Raw genomic sequence first — 15,236 nt, 5'->3', positions numbered from 1 at the left:
CGGAGACAAGCCATGCCGACGACTGCCAACGCGGCCCCGCCAGTTCGCGGGCTGCACCATTTCGCCTGGCGCTGCCGCGACAGCGAGGAAACCCGCCGCTTCTACGAGGACCTGCTGGGCCTGCCGCTCGCCCACGTCATCAAGAGCGACCACGTGCCGAGCACGGGCGAGTACTGCCCCTACGTGCACATCTTTTTTCAGATGCGCGACGGCTCGTACATCGCCTTCTTCGACCTGGGCGACGACGTTGCCGCACTGCCTTCGCCCAATACGCCCGCTTGGGTGAACCACATCGCCCTGCGCGTGGATTCCGTCGAAGACCTGCTGGCTGCCAAGGCGCGGCTCGAAGGCGCGGGCGTCGAAGTGCTGGGCGTGACCGACCACCACATCATCGAGTCGATCTATTTCTTCGACCCCAACGGAATCCGCGTGGAACTCACCACGCCGACCGTGCCGCAGGCCGAGATGGATGCGCATGCGCGGCGCGCCCGCGCGGACCTCGATGCGTGGACCGCACGCAAGGCGGAGCTTCGTGCAGCGAAAGGCGGTGCGAATGTCTGAATTGCAACTCGCCGTCATCGAAGTGAAGCCTGGTGCGGCCATGGAAAGCCAATCGGGCCTGCAGATGCTGCGCCCGCGTATCTACGGCGCCTTTCGTGCGCCGCTGGGGCCGAAAAAGATCGCGGCCATCGTGATGCACCCGACCAGCAATTTCATGGGCCACTACCTGATCGGCCCGCTGGCCGAACGCGGCATCTGCTGCATGGGACTGAACTCGCGTTACGCGGGCAACGACACGGTGCTCTTGATGGAGCGCGCCATCCAGGACCTGGGCGCCGGCGTGCAGGACCTGCGCGCGGCCGGCTACGAAAAGGTGTTTCTCATCGGCAACTCGGGCGGCGCGGCGCTCGCGAGCTTCTACCAGGCGCAGGCCGAGAAGCTCACGGCCACGCATTTTCCCGATGGCGACCCGACCCACCTGCACCCGATCGATCTGCCGCCGGTGGATGGCATTGCGCTGTGCGCCGCGCACCTGGGCCGCACGCGGCTGATGCGCGACTGGATCGATCCCTCGGTCACCGACGAGCACGACCCGCTGTCGGTCAACCCCGAGCTCGACATGTACGACCCGCGCCACCGCGTGCCCTACGACGCCGACTTTCTGGCGCGCTTCAGCGCGGCGCAGAAGGCACGGCTCGACCGCATCGAGCAGTGGTGCGTCGATCGCCTCGCATTGCTTCGGAACACGCCGGGCGCTCCGCGCGACCAGGCCTTCATCGTCTACCGCACTCACGCCGATCCGCGCTGCGTCGATCTTTCGCTCGACACCAACGACCGCCTGCCGGGCAGCGTGTGGGGAGACGCGCGGCAGGTGAACTATTCGGCCAACGCGATGGGGCGCACCACCTCGCTCACGGCGTTTCTTTCGCAATGGTCGTCACGCTCGCAGGCCGACGGCCCCACCAACCTTGCTCGCACCACGGTGCCCAAGCTGCTGCTCACCTACACGGGCGACCAGTCGACCTTTCCGAGCACGCGCGATGCGTGGCTGGCCGCCGGCGGCGCGCGCATCCGCAACGTGGACATCGTGGGCGGCAACCACTATCTCTCGGGGCAGCCTGAACTGGTGCTTCAGGCGGCGGATGCCATCGCCGAATTCGCCCACGCGCTGTAGAAGAAACATGGAAAGCTTTGCATTTGCGGCGGCCTACGAGCTTCCGAGCTGGCCCTTCACGCCGCCTCCCGAACTGGGCAGCCCCCGAATCGTTCGCCACCCGATCGTGATCGTCGGTGCCGGGCCTTCGGGCCTCACGCTGGCCTGCGACCTGGCGCAACGCGGCGTGCGTGCCGTGCTGCTGGACGAGGACGACACCGTCGGCGTGCGCGGCGCCTCGTCGCGCGGCATCTGCTATGCGCAGAAGAGCCTCGAGATCTTCGAGCGCCTGGGCATCTACGAGCGCATTGCGGCCAAAGGCGTCACGTGGTCGTTCGGGCGCACCTTCTCGGGCGAACAGGAGGTGTACAACTTCAACCTGCAGGCGAACAGCGTCTCCAGGCAGCCGCCGTTCATCAACCTGCAGCAGTTCTACCTCGAGTGGTTTCTGGTCGAGCGCATTCTCGAACTCGGGCTCACCGACCTGCGGTGGAAGAGCCGGGTGACGCGCGTGGAGCCGCTCGGCGACGGCGTGCGCATCGACGTCGAGACGCCCGCGGGCCGCTATACCATCGAGGCCGACCGGCTGATCGACGCCACTGGCGCCAACAGCCCGATCCGCACGCAGCTCGGCATCGATGCGCACTCCTCGCGCAGCACCGACCGCTGGTGCATCAGCGACGTGCGCTTCAAGAAGCCCTTGCCGGTCGAACGATGGACCTGGGTCGACGCCCCCTTCAACGAAGGCCGCGGCGTGTGGCAGCACCTGATGGCCGACGGCGTGTGGCGCATCGACTACCAGATGCCCGAAGACTGCGACACGGCCACCATCAGCCAGCCCGAAGTGGCGGGCGCGCGGCTGCGCCAGCAGCTCGGGCCGGACGTGGAGTTCGAGTTCGTGTGGATCGGCCCATATGGCTACCGCGACCATCTGCTCGACAGCTTCCGCCACGGCCATGTGTTCTTCATCGGCGATGCCGCGCACGTGGTGAGCCCCTTCGGCGCCCGCGGCGGCAACAGCGGCATTCAGGACGCCGCAAACCTCGGCTGGAAGCTCGCGCTGGCCCTGCAAGGGCAAGCCGGCGATGCGCTGCTCGACAGCTACGACGCCGAACGCCAGCCCGCGGCAAGGCAGAACCTCGAGGTGACGAGCCGCTCGGCGCGCTTCCTCGCGCCGCGTTCGCCGGCCGAGCACACGCTGCGCCGCGCCGTGGTGGCGCTGGCTGCGCGCCACCCGTTCGCGCGGGCGCTGGTGAACACCGGCCGCATGTCGGTCGCCAACGACTATCCGTCCGCGCCCCAATTGCCCGAGGGTGGGCGCACCGTGCAGAACCTGCCGCTGCGCTGGGCCGATGGGCGCGAGACGACGCTGATGCAATTGCTGGCCGAGGGCACGCGGTGCATTGGGCTATGGCTAGCACCGACACGCGCCGAAGCTGAAGCGGCATTGGCAGCGACCGCCTCGCTTCCCTTTCAGTTGCTGACCATCGGGGGCGACAGCGGCCTGCCGGCGCTGCAGGCCGACGACCGGCTCACCAGCCACCTGGGTCTTCGCGAGGCGGGTAGCTTCGCTCTCGTGCGCCCCGATGCCTACCGCGCCGCATTGCTCGCGCACGCCTCGCCCGATGCGATCGCGGCTGCGTTGCGCACGGCCCTTGCCCAGGACACCACCCCATGATCACCGAGCCCCGCATCCCCGACCCCGACGGTTTCTACGCGGCCCTGCTCGCCGCGCATGAAGGCCTGGACGGCGCGCAGAGCGCCGATCTCAACGCCCGCATTGTGCTGCTGCTGGCCAACCAGTGCGGCGACCAGGACGTGCTGCTGGCCTGCATCCGTGCGGCGGCCGAAGACTCCCCCACAAGCAAAGCCCCATGAACGCCAACGTCTCCTTCGCCTCTGCCTCCGACACGCGCGAGCAGAAGCCTCGACTCCGGGAACTCGCGCCCGGCGTGTACGGCTACATCAGCGATTTCGATCCGAACTGCGGCTTCGTCGTCGGCGACGAGCAGGTGGTGCTGATCGACACGCGTCCCACGCCGCGCATGGCACGTGACTTTCTCGCGGCCATCCGCACGGTGACCGACAAGCCCATCAAGACCATCGTGCTCACGCACTACCACGCGGTGCGCGTGATGGGCGCCAGTGCCTTCGACGAGGTCCAGGCCATCGTCGCGAGCAACGGCACGCTCGACTGGATCCGCACGCGCGGGCAGGCCGATTTCGATTCGGAGGTCGGCCGCTTTCCGCGCCTGTTCGCGGGCGTGGAAGAGATTCCGGGCCTCACGTTCCCGACGATGAGCTTCGAGCGCGAGATGAGCCTGTGGCTCGGCCCTCGCCCGGGCCTCGGCCGCGAGTTGCGGCTGATGGCGCTGGGCCGCGGCCATTCGAGCGGCGACACGGTCGCGTGGCTGCCCGACTGCGGGGTGCTGTTCTCGGGCGACGTGGTGGAGAACCACTGCGGCGTGTATGCGGGCGACGCCTACATCGGCGACTGGGCCGGCACGCTCGACGCCGTGCTGGCGCTGAAGCCGCGCGTGCTGGTGCCGGGACGCGGCGCAGTGTTGCAGGACGAAGCCGCTTGCGCCGAGGCCATCGGGCTCACCAAGGCGTTCCTCGGGACGTTGCTGGGCAGCGTGAAGGCCGGCATTGCCGCAGGCGAAACGCTCAAGGGCTGTTTTGCGCGAGCAGAGGCGGCGATGGCGCCGCGCTTCGGCACCTGGCCCGTGTTCCAGCACGTGCTGCCCTTCGACGTATCGCGCGCCTATGACGAGCTGCGCGGCATCGAGCATCCCGTGGTGTGGACGGCGGAGCGCGACCGCGAGCTCTGGCAGACGCTCCGCGGCGATTGACCCGCCAACGATTTCAAGACAAGCAACGGAGACAAAAGACGATGAAGCGCTTCCTTCCCCTCCTGGCCGCAGCCCTCGCGCTGACCGCCAGCCCCTTTGCATCCGCACAGCAGCCGGCGGCCTACCCGAGCCAGCCTGTGAAATGGATCGTGCCTTACGTGGCCGGCGGCGGCACCGACAATCTTGCGCGCGCACTGGCGGAGGCAATGCAGCCATCGCTCGGGCAGCCGCTGATCATCGACAACCGGCCGGGCGCATCCACCAACATCGGCGTGTCGGTGCTGATGCAGGCCAAGCCCGACGGCTACACGATCATGCAGGCCGAGAACGCGGCGCTGCTCTTCAACGAGCACATGTTCGCCAAGCTGCCCTACAAGCCCGCGAGCGATTTCACGTACATCGGCACCATCGGCCGCTTTCCGGTGGCGCTGGTCGTGCACCCCGACTTTCCCGCGAAGAACGTGGCGGAGTTTGTGCGCTACGTGAAGGCCAACCCGGAGAAGGTGAGCTACGCCTCGCCGGGCAACGGCTCGCCGCACCACATGGCGATGGAGCTTTTCAAGCAGAAGGCCGGGCTCAGCATCACGCACGTGCCGTACAAGGGGGCCGCGCCCGCCATGACCGACGTGATGGGCGGCCAGGTGCCGACGATGATGCTCGACCTGGCCTCGGGCCTGCCGATCATCAAGGCTGGCAAGGTGCGCGTGCTTGCGATCGCGCTGCCGCAGCGCGCCAGCGCACTGCCCGATGTGCCGACCTTCATGGAAGCCGGCTTCAACGATGTCAACGCCTATGCCTTCCACGGCCTGATTGGCCCGGCCGGCATGCCGCCCGACGCGGTGGCGCGCATCAACGGCGAACTGCACAAGGCGATGAAGGCACCGAAGGTGGCGAAACTGTTCGCGGAATTCGGCTTCGAGCCACTTCCGGGCACGCCGCAGGAGTTCTACAAGCTCTCGCGCGCCGAAAGCGAGCGCTGGGGCAAGATCATCCAGGCCGCCGGCGTAAAGCTGGACTGAAAAGAAGGGCCCGTCGGGCTACCAGCCCAGGCCGAGGTGCAAAGGCAGGTACACCGCCATGCCCGCCAGCATCGTGCCGAACACGCCGCGCCGCCAGTAGAAGTAAGCGGCGCCGACCACGGCGGCGTACAAGCGGGCGTCGTGCAGGGTGGTGATGAGGTGCCCCTGGGTCATCACGATCTCGGGCGCGATCACGCCCGCGAGCGCGGCGGCCGGTGCGTAGTGAAGGGCGCGGTGCGCCCACTCGGGCAGGCCCCAGGGCCGGTCGAGAATGAAGAAGAAGCAGCGGGTGAGCACGGTGACCGCGGCCAGGCCGACGATCACGCCCAGGGTCCACCAGTCGGTGGTCGCGCTCACTTGTCGTCCTCCGCGTCGGGGTCGAGCCCGAACTGCTTCTCTAGCCAGAAACACAGCAGCACCGCCACGCCGATGGCCACCACGATGTTGAGCTTGAGCGGCAAGGCGTAGGCCGCCACGGCGGTGACACTGGCAATCAGCGCGGCCAGCACGCGCAGCCGCGTGGTGGCCATCGAACAGACGATGGCCACCAGGCTCAGCACGCCGGCAAAGCCGAGTCCCCAGTTCTGCGGAATGAAATTGGCCAGTGCGATGCCCAAGAGGCTCATGCCCATCCAGGAGCACCACGTCACAAAGTAGTTGCCGGTGAGGTAGGCCTCCTGGGCCTTCTGCTCATCACCGACGAGCGGCGGATGGGGGTATTTTCTTGTGAAGAGGGCGTAGCTGAGGTCGGCCGTGAGATAGCCGTGCGTCATGCGGCGCCAGCGCGGCATGTGCATCAGGTAGGGCCGCAGGTGCAGGCTGAACACCACGAAGCGCAGGTTGACGCAAAAGCCCGTGGCCAGGATCACCCAGGCCGGCGCGCCCGCAAACAGCAGCGGAATGGCCGCAAGCTGGGAGCTGCCGGCATAGACCAGCAGCGTCATGGCCACCGACTCGAGCACGCTCATGTTCGACTTGACCATGGCCACGCCGGTCATCAGGCCCCAAGCGCCGATGCCCAGTGCGGCCGACGACATGTCGCGCATGCCCGCGCGAAACTCCGGCCGGCGGCGGATGGCGGCGGACAGGAACATCAGCCGAAGCGCTGCCCGGGCTTCAGGTCGAAGCCGCGCAGGAAATCGGCCACGGCCAGGCGCTTGCCGCCGGGGCGCTGGAGTTCGGTCGCCATCACGATGGAGTCGCTCGCCGCCACCGCAACGCCGGCGTCGGTCACGGCCAGGAGGGTGCCCGGCGCGGCCGACACTTCGGCCGGTACCGCGTGCGCGGACCAGAGCTTGATGGTCTCGCCGTCGAGCGGGCTGTTGGCGCCCGGAAAGGGATCGAACGCGCGAATGCGCCGCACGATGGCCTCGGCGGGCTGGTTCCAGTCGATCTGTGCTTCGTGCTTCTCGACCTTGTTGGCATAAGTGACGCCTTCGGCCGGCTGTGGCGTGCGCTGCAGGCTGCCGATGGTGGCCAGCGCCTGGACGATCATGCGGCCGCCCAGCTCGGCCAGGCGGTCGTGCAGACGGGCGGTGTTGTCGCCGCCGATGTCGACCGTTTCGCGCAGCAGCATGTCGCCCGTGTCCAGGCCGGCGTCCATCTGCATGATGGTGATGCCGGTCTGGGCATCTCCGGCTTCAATGGCGCGGTGGATCGGCGCTGCGCCGCGCCAGCGCGGCAACAGGCTGGCGTGGATGTTGAGGCAGCCGAACTTCGGCAGGTCGAGCACCCACTGCGGCAGGATGAGCCCGTAGGCGGCGACCACCATCACATCGGGTTGCGCCGCCAAAAGGGCCTCGCGCGCGGCTGCGGCATCTTCCGGGTACTTGCCGTCCAGCCGCAGGCTGCGCGGCTGCGCCACCGGCCAGTTGTGGGCCACGGCGCATTGCTTGACGGGCGAAGCCTGCAGCTTCATGCCGCGTCCCGCGGGCCGGTCGGGCTGGCTCAGCACTCCGACGATTTCATGGCCGGCGTCGGCAATGGCTTCGAGCGCGACGCGCGCGAACTCGGGCGTGCCCGCGAAAACGACTTTCAGCGGGGTCAATCGCGGATCCGATCGAGTTCGAGATCGTCCCCCGTGTGATAGCGGCGAACCACGCCCGTCGGATCGATGTAGATATAGAGCATGCGGCGCTCGTTCACTGCCTTGTAGCGCCAGGTCCAGACGGTGCCGTCGAAGGAGCTGACGCGGCTGGTTTCATAAGGCCGGCCATAGAAGGCGAGCACGTCGTTCTGGCGCCATTGGTCGACCTTGATGTCGTGGCCGAAGCGTGCCTCGTTGAGCACCTGGGTGACGGAAACCACCTTGCCCGAGGCATCGACGTCGATATCGGTGACTTCGAAACCCGCAGGCATGCGCGAATACTGGAGCCGCTCTCCACCGCCGTTGAGCGGATAGCGGCCCGTGGGCGCACCCAGGCGCTGCAGCGTTTCGGCCGCCGTGGTACCCGGAACAATGCGCGTCGGTTCGCTGGCGCAGCCGGCCAGGACGACAAGCCCTGCGGCCAGAACGGTCGCCCAGCGCCGCAGGCAAGGCATGGTCACGCCCGGCCCTCTTTGGCCTCTTCCCGCTGCTGCTTGAGCAGCTTGCTCTTGATGCGGTTGCGCTTGAGCGGCGACAGGTATTCGACGAACACCTTGCCCAGGAGGTGGTCGAGCTCGTGCTGGACGCAGACCGCCAACAGCCCATCGGCCTCGATGGTGCGCATTTCGCCGTTCTCGTCCAGCGCCTGAACCTTGACGGACGTGGAGCGCATCACGCCGTCGTAGATGCCGGGCACCGACAGGCAGCCCTCTTCATTCAGCACTTTTTCGTCGCTGGCCCAGATAATCTCGGGGTTGATGAGAACGATCGGCTCGTTGCGCTCTTCGGAAACGTCGATGACCACCAGCCGTTCGTGCACGTCGACCTGGGTCGCGGCCAGCCCGATGCCGCTGGCGTCGTACATGGTCTCCAGCATGTCGGCAACCAGCGCCTTGATGCGCGCATCCACGCCCTGCACCGGCTTGGCCACCGTGTGCAGGCGCTTGTCCGGGTAACTCAGAATGATTCGTTTGGCCATGAAAAAGGGGAAAAGTTGTGGCTATTTTCGCCAATTCCGCGACGCCATGAGCCGGGATCGCCTGAAAACGTTGCCCTCCCAAGGGCTTCGGGCGCAGAATTCGTAGCAAATTGTGAGATTCGTATGTGCACCGATACTCGGTGCGCTCACCCATCCAGACATGAAAAAGCTCCGAACCCCTGTCCGCCAGCGCACGCACCTTTTCGCCACGTTGGCAGCCCTTGCAGTGATCAGCAGCGGCACGACGGCGTGGGCGCAAAACTATCCTGTCACCCCGCAGCAGCGCGCCACCGCCCAGCAAACCGCCCAGAACGGCGTTCCGCTGAGCGAACTCGCGGCCAGTGCGCCCGACGAATACACGGTGAAGCCCGGCGACACGCTGTGGGCCATTTCGCGCCTCTATCTGCTGCGCCCCTGGCGCTGGCCGGAGCTGTGGGGCATGAACATCAGTGAGATTGCCAATCCGCACCGCATCTACCCAGGCCAGGTGCTGTACCTGGACAAGACCGGCGGCCGCGCACGGCTGACCATGCGCCGCGGCGCGGGCGGCAGCGCCGACGGCGGCACCATCAAGCTGTCGCCGCGCACCCGCTTCGACTCGCTGGCCGGCATGGCGCTGCCCACGCTCAATCCGAGCATCATCGAGCCGTTCCTGAGCGAGCCGATCGTGGTGGATTCCGACACGCTGCAAAGCGCGCCGCGCATCGTGGCCGGCAACGACAGCCGCGTGCTGCTGTCGCGCGGCGACCGTGCGTATGCGCGCGGCAATGCCGAGACGCCGCTGCTCGAAGCCCCGGGGCCGCTGAAGAACTTCCGCGTGTTCCGCAGCGCCACGCCGCTTAAGGACCCGGGAACCGGCGAAATCCTCGGCTACGAGGCGCAGTACCTGGGCAAGGCCCAGCTCAAGCGCGGCGAATCGACCACGGTCGAAACCGACAAGGACAAGGACGTCATCACCGTGGTGCCGGCCAGCATCGACATCATCGCGGCGCGCGAAGAAATCCGCGCCGGCGACCGCCTGCTGCCGGAACCGCCGCGCCAACTGCTGAGCTACGTGCCGCGCGCGCCCTCCACACAAGTCGAAGGCCGCATCATCTCGGTCTATGGCAACGCGGTGCAGTTCGCGGCCCAGAACCAGGTGGTGGCCATCAACAAGGGTACCCGCGACGGCATCGACAGCGGCCACGTGCTGGCCATCCTGAAGAACGGCGAAACCATTCTCGACCGGACCGGCGAGCGCAAGGAAACGATCAAGCTTCCGAACGAACGCATCGGCCTCCTGATGGTGTTCCGGCCCTTCGAGAAAGTGTCGTACGCTCTCGTGCTCGAAATTACCGACACTCCGCGTGCCGGCGACTTCCTCGTCAATCCCTGACCCTTTCTCTTTCGCTTTCATTTGGAACGCGCAGAACTCGCAGGCTGGCTGCGGCTTTCACTGACGCCCGGCATCGGCGACGGGGCCGCGCGCCGGCTGCTCGCCGCTTTCGGCCTGCCAGAGAAAATTTTTGCAGAGAGCGGCGCTGTGCTTCGGCAGGTCGTATCGGCGGCACAAGCTGATGCCTTGCAGCAGGCGCCCCAGGGCCTGCAGGCCCAGATCGACCAGACCTGGCAATGGCTCCAACCTACTGCCGATGAAGGCGCCACCACGCGGCGCCTCGTGACGCTGGGCGATGCGGGCTACCCCGCGTCGCTGCTCGAAATGGCCGACCCGCCACTGATGCTCTATGTGCTCGGCGCCGCGGCATTCGACCTGACGCAGCTGGACAACAGCATTGCAGTGGTGGGCAGCCGCAACCCGACACCGCAGGGCGCGGCGAACGCTCGCGCCTTTGGGCGGGCACTGGGCGAAGCGGGCCTGCCCGTGATTTCCGGGCTGGCGCTCGGCGTCGACGGGGCCGCGCACCAGGGCGCGCTCGATGCCGCCGGCGACGCGCCGCGGCTTGCCACGGTGGCCGTGGTGGGAACCGGCCTCGACCGCGTCTATCCCGCCCGGCACCGCGACCTGGCGCACCGCATCATGGCGAACGGATTGATCGTGAGCGAGCTGCCGCTCGGCACGCCGCCGCTCACGCAGAATTTTCCGAAACGCAACCGCCTGATCGCCGGCCTCGCGCGCGGCACGCTGGTGGTGGAGGCCGCGCTGCAATCGGGCTCGCTGATCACCGCCCGGCTCACCTCGGAACAAGGCAAGGAAGTGTTCGCCATTCCGGGATCGATCCACTCGCCGCAATCGCGCGGCTGCCATGCGCTGATCCGCCAGGGCGCGAAGCTGGTCGAATCGGTGAACGACATCCTCGAAGAACTGCCTGCGCTGCGAGCAGCCGGCGGCGCGGCTCCGGGTCTTTTCGAGAATGCGAGCGCGGGCGATCCGGCCGCCTCGAACGGGAAGGAGCATCCGCTTCTCGAAGCGCTCGGCTTCGACCCCGTGAGCCTCGACGCATTGAGCGCGCGCACAGGCTGGAGCGCCGCCGCACTGCAGGCCAAGATGCTCGAACTCGAGCTCGACGGCCACGTCGCGCGGCTGCCCGGCGGCCTGTTTCAAAGAGCTGCGGCGGCATAGCCCCTTGTCTGCCGAGCCCGGCACGCAAAGCTTGCGGGCGAGCGACCGGCTTCGGCTATATTGGGCCCATGTTCGAAGTGCTCGTGTTTGTCTACGAAAACTATTGGCGCGGCGATGCCTGCCCCGAACCCGGACAACTGGGCCGCAAGCTCAGCGCGCACGGCTTCGAGGCAGAAGAAATCCGCGATGCGCTGCAATGGCTCGACGGCCTGAGCCTTGCAACGCAGGGCTTGCAGTTCGAGCGAAGCGCCATCGACGAGGCGGTCGCCACGGTCACGCTGCGCGGCTCCCCGGAGCCGGCCTTGCCGCAGTCGGACAACGCCATGCGGGTCTATTCGCAGGCCGAGCAGGAGCACCTGGGCGCCGATTGCCTCGGCTTCATCCGCTTTCTCGAGTCGTCGAACGTGCTGTCCTGCGGCTTGCGTGAGATCGTCGTCGAACGCGCCATGGCCGCGCCGGGCGATCCGGTCGCGCTCGACGAACTCAAGATCATCGTGCTGATGGTGCACTGGAGCACGGGCATCGAGCCTGACGCGCTCGTGCTCGATGAACTCTGCGAAAGCCGCGAAGGCCGAATCGCCCACTAGTTGCGCTAGTTCAGCAGCCGTTCCGGATTGGCATCCAGCTTGGCCAGCGCCTCGCGTGTGGCGCGCACCGTGAGCGTTTCTTCCTCGGCGGGCACAAGCAGTCCGGCCTGCAGATAGTTGGCCAGCCGCCCGACCTGGATCAGGAAGCTGCGGCCGTCGGCCGTGGCAAACAGGTGCAGTTGCTTGCGGTCGCTTCGCCACACGAACTGCACCTGGCTCACGCGGTCGTTGTGGTCGAGCATGAACCAGTTGCCTACTTCCAGCTCATGGGCCCACGCCAGCATGTCTTCGGCCGGCGATCCGCCCGCGATGTCGGCCACGACTTCGATGGAAGCCGCATCCATGCCCAGCAGCAATTCGATGCTGTTCGCGTCGAGCGGCAGGTTGGAGGCACTGCCGTCGTCGCTGACGAAATCTTCAAGGTGCGCCAGGCGATCGGCCATGGCTTCGATCTTGGCCGCGGGAATGGCTTCGGTCTTGGACAGGAAGGCATCGGACAAGGTCGCACCGATGGCCTTGATGTGCACTTCTTGCGGCTCGTCGATGATGCCGAGCAGGGTCATGCCCAAGCGCAGGCGCTGCAGCAGCTGCGGCAGGTCCTGGATCACGCGGGCGCGGTCGGCGCGGTTGGGCTTGGCGCTTGCGGCCCACACCAGTTCGGAGGCCACGCGCTTGAGCATCACGGTCTGCTCGCCCTGTGCGCCATAGCGCAAGGCGGCAATCGCCAGCACCTCGGCCCAGACCTTGAAGAGGAACTCGCGTATCTCTTCGCGCACCGGCATGTCGTTGAGCATCTTGCGCAGTTCGATGGTGTACTGGATCGCCATCGTTTCCTTCTGCTCGACCTGCTGCGCCACGCTCATGACGCGCTGGGTGGCGTCGCTCTGCGTGAGATAGCGGTTCAGGAAGGCGACGAACTCGTCGAACACCAGCTTGAACACGCGCTGGCCGGTTTCCGGGTATTGCTCGATGACCTGCACCACGCGCCGAATCTCGCCCTCGAGCGCGCTGCCCGAGATGGCGGCGGCGTCGAACCCCATCACGCAGGAGCCCATGCGGTCGATCAGCATGCGCGCCGGGTGCTGCAGCGTGCCGAAGAATTCGGGCTCCGCAATGGCCACGCGCAGCACGGGCATCTGCAGCCGCGCAAACCAGACACGCGCCGAAAAAGGAATGCGCTCTTCCGCGAGGATGGCCTGGAACATGAGCGCCACGATCTCGACCGTTGCCTTGTCGGCGGTGGTGGGCGCGCGCTTCTTGAGCTCCGCGCTGCGCCGCCGCAGGTCGACCGAAGCCTGCTGGATGACGGTGGCCTGCTCCCCGGAACCATCCATGTACTGCGTGGCGGCCATCCGGTAGGCGGCTTCGGCTTCTGCGATGAGCCCTGCGAAGGTCTTGGAAGCAGCGCGCGAAGAACCGTCGCCGGCCGGTCCGGCACCTGGCGCGCGTCCGTCCATTCCCGTGGTCGTCGGGGAGGAGGAGGCATTGGGCACATCCGCGCCGATGCGCGCGGCCACGAAGCGCTTGAGGCTCAGCAGCGCCGTCTGCGCGCGCTGGCGCGCAACCATCAGAGGCGATCCGCCCGTCGTCATGGCCGGCACGGAAGGCGTGAAACCCCGCGCCTGCGATGACGCGTCGAAGCCCTGCCGCTGCACGGCGCCAACGGGCTGCGGTGCGCCTGCGGCCTGCGTGGCGTAAGGAGACCCGGGCACCGTCGACGGCCCGCCGCCGCCCGCACCGCCGCCGGAAGCGCCCGTGCGCCGGACGAAGCTCTTGAGATCGATCTCGGGCATCACGCCCTTCGAAATCAGGAACGCGTTGGCGTCTTCATAGGCCTTGACCACCACGCCGACGAGGTGCTGCTGCACCGTGTCTTGCACCCGCGCCCACAACGCGCGGCTCAGGCCGGCGGCCAGCCACTGGTCGACCAGCAGCTTGGCCAGCGATTCGGGCCGGAGTACGTCGTGGGCGTCGAGTTCGCTGGACCCTTCCAGGTGCTGGATGCGCAGCCGAAGATCGCTGAGTTCGAAGCTGGCCTTGTCGTGGATCACCTGCGCCAGGCGCGATGAAAGAATGCTGCTCTCCATCGCATCGTCATCGATGAGTTCGAGCCGGAGCTTTGCATTCGATGACACGCCGGGCGCCGCACCGGAGGCATCGACCGACTTGCGCCAGCCCGACTGCGCGAGCGCCACCCAGTGCGAAGCCTGGCCCTGGAAGGCCACGAAGTCATCGCGGCTCTCCTGCATGGAGCGCGCATTGCCCACCTCCGAAGCCTGTTGCGTCAGGCGGTCCCTGATGGCTTGCGCCACCGGGGCGATGACGCCCCCGGTCGCCAGAACGAAGCGCTCGCGCGTTTCGCGCGCGAGCTGCAGGGAAGAGACGGACCGCGCAATGCTCATTGAAGGATCGGGAAGGCCAGTGGGGCTCTGTGGGTTGGCGACAACCGGGAGCTTGCTTCGGGAGAAGCAACCACACAAGTGTGCATCAGCTGCAGCATTTTGGCTGACTTCCGCGGCCCGTTCCTCTCGAATTCAGCGGGGGTCAGACCACCGCGCCGGCGTTCGGATCGTCCGGGCCGCCGTCGCGCTTGACCGGGCCCTTGACGAGATCTTCGCGCTTGACGCCGAGCCACATGGCAATCGCCGCGGCCACGAAGGCCGACGAATAGATACCGAACAGGATGCCGATGGTCAGCGCCAGCGCAAAGTAGTGAAGCGTCGGGCCGCCGAAGAAGAACATCGAGAGCACCACCAGCTGCGTCGAACCGTGCGTGATGATGGTCCGGCTGATGGTGGAGGTGATTGCGTTGTCGATGATCTCGACGGTGTTCATCTTGCGGTAGCGGCGGAAGTTCTCGCGCACCCGGTCGAAAATCACGACCGACTCGTTGACCGAGTAGCCCAGCACCGCCAGCACCGCCGCCAGCACCGCGAGCGAAAACTCCCACTGGAAGAAGGCAAAGAACCCCAGGATGATCACCACGTCATGCAGGTTGGCCAGCACGGTGGCCACGGCGAACTTCCATTCGAAGCGGAACGCCAGGTAGATCATGATGCCGACTACCACCATGCCCAGCGCCTTGAGGCCGTTGGTGGTGAGTTCGTCGCCCACCTGCGGGCCGACGACTTCGATGCCGCGCTGCGTGGCCGACGGGTCGACCGCCTTGAGAGCCTGCATCACCTGCGCGCTCTGCTGGTCGGAGTTCATGCCCTTTTGCGCCGGAAGACGGATCTGCACGTCGCGCGAAGTGCCGTAGCTCTGCACTTGCACGTCCGGATAGCCGAGCTTGCCGACAGCCTCGCGCACCTTGCCGATGTCCGCGGACTGCTGGTAGGCCACTTCCATCACGGTGCCGCCCGTGAACTCCACCGACAGGTGAAGCCCGCGGTGCAGCAGGAAGAACACCGCCAGCGCGAAGGTGACGAAGGAGATGATGTTCAGCACCAGGGCGTGGCGCATGAACGGGATGGTCTTGTGGATGCGGAAGAATTCCATG

At 66.9% G+C, this 15,236-nt stretch carries 16 protein-coding genes; 9 read left to right on the top strand and 7 right to left on the bottom strand.

Translation table 11 applies throughout. The features are described 5' to 3' along the window. The first annotated feature begins 12 nt into the window (after positions 1 to 12). Genes J2X92_RS17465 through J2X92_RS17440 form a run of 6 tightly spaced genes read left to right on the top strand, consistent with a single transcriptional unit; the run spans position 13 to position 5,525 of the window. Positions 13 to 561 carry a VOC family protein gene (locus J2X92_RS17465; RefSeq protein WP_307577189.1) on the top strand — a complete coding sequence of 183 codons (549 nt, stop codon included), beginning with the start codon at positions 13 to 15 and terminating at the stop codon, positions 559 to 561. Beyond that, on the top strand, positions 554 to 1,675 hold the full coding sequence (locus J2X92_RS17460) for an alpha/beta hydrolase (RefSeq protein WP_307577188.1): 1,122 nt from the start codon (positions 554 to 556) through the stop codon (positions 1,673 to 1,675). Before J2X92_RS17465 ends, J2X92_RS17460 begins: the two co-directional genes overlap by 8 nt. A 7-nt stretch (positions 1,676 to 1,682) precedes the next feature. Beyond that, the gene (locus tag J2X92_RS17455) at positions 1,683 to 3,332 is read left to right on the top strand and encodes an FAD-dependent oxidoreductase (protein WP_307577187.1); all 1,650 of its coding nucleotides are present in this window, start codon (positions 1,683 to 1,685) and stop codon (positions 3,330 to 3,332) included. Next, positions 3,329 to 3,532 (top strand): DUF2783 domain-containing protein, encoded by a 204-nt coding sequence (locus tag J2X92_RS17450; protein WP_055807733.1) that lies wholly within the window; start codon positions 3,329 to 3,331, stop codon positions 3,530 to 3,532. The genes J2X92_RS17455 and J2X92_RS17450 overlap by 4 nt, the downstream gene beginning before the upstream one ends. Further along, entirely contained in the window at positions 3,529 to 4,506 is a 978-nt protein-coding gene (locus tag J2X92_RS17445) for an MBL fold metallo-hydrolase (protein ID WP_307577186.1), read from the top strand. The genes J2X92_RS17450 and J2X92_RS17445 overlap by 4 nt, the downstream gene beginning before the upstream one ends. Positions 4,507 to 4,547: 41 nt before the next feature. After that, positions 4,548 to 5,525: a Bug family tripartite tricarboxylate transporter substrate binding protein gene (locus J2X92_RS17440; RefSeq protein ID WP_307577185.1), complete on the top strand. Its 978-nt coding sequence runs from the start codon at positions 4,548 to 4,550 to the stop codon at positions 5,523 to 5,525. An 18-nt stretch (positions 5,526 to 5,543) separates the two neighbouring features. Here J2X92_RS17440 and J2X92_RS17435 read toward each other — a convergent pair whose 3' ends face one another. Genes J2X92_RS17435 through def form a run of 5 tightly spaced genes read right to left on the bottom strand, consistent with a single transcriptional unit; the run spans position 5,544 to position 8,590 of the window. Next, on the bottom strand, positions 5,544 to 5,882 hold the full coding sequence (locus J2X92_RS17435; RefSeq protein WP_307577184.1) for an AzlD domain-containing protein: 339 nt from the start codon (positions 5,880 to 5,882) through the stop codon (positions 5,544 to 5,546). Then, entirely contained in the window at positions 5,879 to 6,619 is a 741-nt protein-coding gene (locus J2X92_RS17430) for an AzlC family ABC transporter permease (RefSeq protein WP_055807723.1), read from the bottom strand. The genes J2X92_RS17435 and J2X92_RS17430 overlap by 4 nt, the downstream gene beginning before the upstream one ends. Beyond that, the gene (gene fmt / locus J2X92_RS17425; protein WP_307577522.1) at positions 6,619 to 7,563 is read right to left on the bottom strand and encodes a methionyl-tRNA formyltransferase; all 945 of its coding nucleotides are present in this window, start codon (positions 7,561 to 7,563) and stop codon (positions 6,619 to 6,621) included. Before fmt ends, J2X92_RS17430 begins: the two co-directional genes overlap by 1 nt. A 5-nt stretch (positions 7,564 to 7,568) precedes the next feature. Next, positions 7,569 to 8,066 carry a hypothetical protein gene (locus J2X92_RS17420; protein WP_307577520.1) on the bottom strand — a complete coding sequence of 166 codons (498 nt, stop codon included), beginning with the start codon at positions 8,064 to 8,066 and terminating at the stop codon, positions 7,569 to 7,571. Positions 8,067 to 8,068: 2 nt separating this feature from the next. Continuing rightward, positions 8,069 to 8,590 carry a peptide deformylase gene (gene def / locus J2X92_RS17415; protein ID WP_055807717.1) on the bottom strand — a complete coding sequence of 174 codons (522 nt, stop codon included), beginning with the start codon at positions 8,588 to 8,590 and terminating at the stop codon, positions 8,069 to 8,071. Between the two features lie 160 nt (positions 8,591 to 8,750). Here def and J2X92_RS17410 point away from each other — a divergent pair, with 160 nt between their 5' ends. The 3 genes from J2X92_RS17410 to J2X92_RS17400 all read left to right on the top strand — a co-directional run bounded on the left by J2X92_RS17410 (position 8,751) and on the right by J2X92_RS17400 (position 11,737). After that, positions 8,751 to 9,965 carry a LysM peptidoglycan-binding domain-containing protein gene (locus tag J2X92_RS17410; protein WP_307577183.1) on the top strand — a complete coding sequence of 405 codons (1,215 nt, stop codon included), beginning with the start codon at positions 8,751 to 8,753 and terminating at the stop codon, positions 9,963 to 9,965. Between the two features lie 21 nt (positions 9,966 to 9,986). Next, on the top strand, positions 9,987 to 11,150 hold the full coding sequence (dprA, locus tag J2X92_RS17405) for a DNA-processing protein DprA (protein WP_307577182.1): 1,164 nt from the start codon (positions 9,987 to 9,989) through the stop codon (positions 11,148 to 11,150). A 68-nt stretch (positions 11,151 to 11,218) separates the two neighbouring features. Further along, positions 11,219 to 11,737: a DUF494 family protein gene (locus J2X92_RS17400; RefSeq protein ID WP_307577181.1), complete on the top strand. Its 519-nt coding sequence runs from the start codon at positions 11,219 to 11,221 to the stop codon at positions 11,735 to 11,737. A gap of 5 nt (positions 11,738 to 11,742) precedes the next feature. Here J2X92_RS17400 and J2X92_RS17395 read toward each other — a convergent pair whose 3' ends face one another. Then, entirely contained in the window at positions 11,743 to 14,139 is a 2,397-nt protein-coding gene (locus J2X92_RS17395; RefSeq protein WP_307577180.1) for a DUF1631 family protein, read from the bottom strand. Between the two features lie 142 nt (positions 14,140 to 14,281). Then, the gene (gene secF / locus J2X92_RS17390; protein ID WP_307577179.1) at positions 14,282 to 15,235 is read right to left on the bottom strand and encodes a protein translocase subunit SecF; all 954 of its coding nucleotides are present in this window, start codon (positions 15,233 to 15,235) and stop codon (positions 14,282 to 14,284) included. Position 15,236 lies beyond the last annotated feature (1 nt).

Source organism: Variovorax paradoxus (assembly GCF_030811855.1).
Taxonomy (GTDB): domain Bacteria; phylum Pseudomonadota; class Gammaproteobacteria; order Burkholderiales; family Burkholderiaceae_C; genus Variovorax; species Variovorax paradoxus_L.
Note: the sequence above shows the minus strand (reverse complement) of the source record. Positions and strands in the feature narration are given on the sequence as shown.

Bases quoted from the DNA above. Each gene is read 5' to 3' on its own strand.
- J2X92_RS17395 (WP_307577180.1), bottom strand. From the start codon at position 14,139: ATGAGCATTGCGCGGTCCGTCTCTTCCCTGCAGCTCGCGCGCGAAACG.
- J2X92_RS17455 (WP_307577187.1), top strand. From the start codon at position 1,683: ATGGAAAGCTTTGCATTTGCGGCGGCCTACGAGCTTCCGAGCTGGCCC.
- J2X92_RS17440 (WP_307577185.1), top strand. From the start codon at position 4,548: ATGAAGCGCTTCCTTCCCCTCCTGGCCGCAGCCCTCGCGCTGACCGCC.
- J2X92_RS17420 (WP_307577520.1), bottom strand. From the start codon at position 8,066: ATGCCTTGCCTGCGGCGCTGGGCGACCGTTCTGGCCGCAGGGCTTGTC.
- secF (WP_307577179.1), bottom strand. From the start codon at position 15,235: ATGGAATTCTTCCGCATCCACAAGACCATCCCGTTCATGCGCCACGCC.
- def (WP_055807717.1), bottom strand. From the start codon at position 8,590: ATGGCCAAACGAATCATTCTGAGTTACCCGGACAAGCGCCTGCACACG.
- J2X92_RS17430 (WP_055807723.1), bottom strand. From the start codon at position 6,619: ATGTTCCTGTCCGCCGCCATCCGCCGCCGGCCGGAGTTTCGCGCGGGC.
- J2X92_RS17460 (WP_307577188.1), top strand. From the start codon at position 554: ATGTCTGAATTGCAACTCGCCGTCATCGAAGTGAAGCCTGGTGCGGCC.
- J2X92_RS17450 (WP_055807733.1), top strand. From the start codon at position 3,329: ATGATCACCGAGCCCCGCATCCCCGACCCCGACGGTTTCTACGCGGCC.
- J2X92_RS17400 (WP_307577181.1), top strand. From the start codon at position 11,219: ATGTTCGAAGTGCTCGTGTTTGTCTACGAAAACTATTGGCGCGGCGAT.
- J2X92_RS17465 (WP_307577189.1), top strand. From the start codon at position 13: ATGCCGACGACTGCCAACGCGGCCCCGCCAGTTCGCGGGCTGCACCAT.
- J2X92_RS17410 (WP_307577183.1), top strand. From the start codon at position 8,751: ATGAAAAAGCTCCGAACCCCTGTCCGCCAGCGCACGCACCTTTTCGCC.
- J2X92_RS17445 (WP_307577186.1), top strand. From the start codon at position 3,529: ATGAACGCCAACGTCTCCTTCGCCTCTGCCTCCGACACGCGCGAGCAG.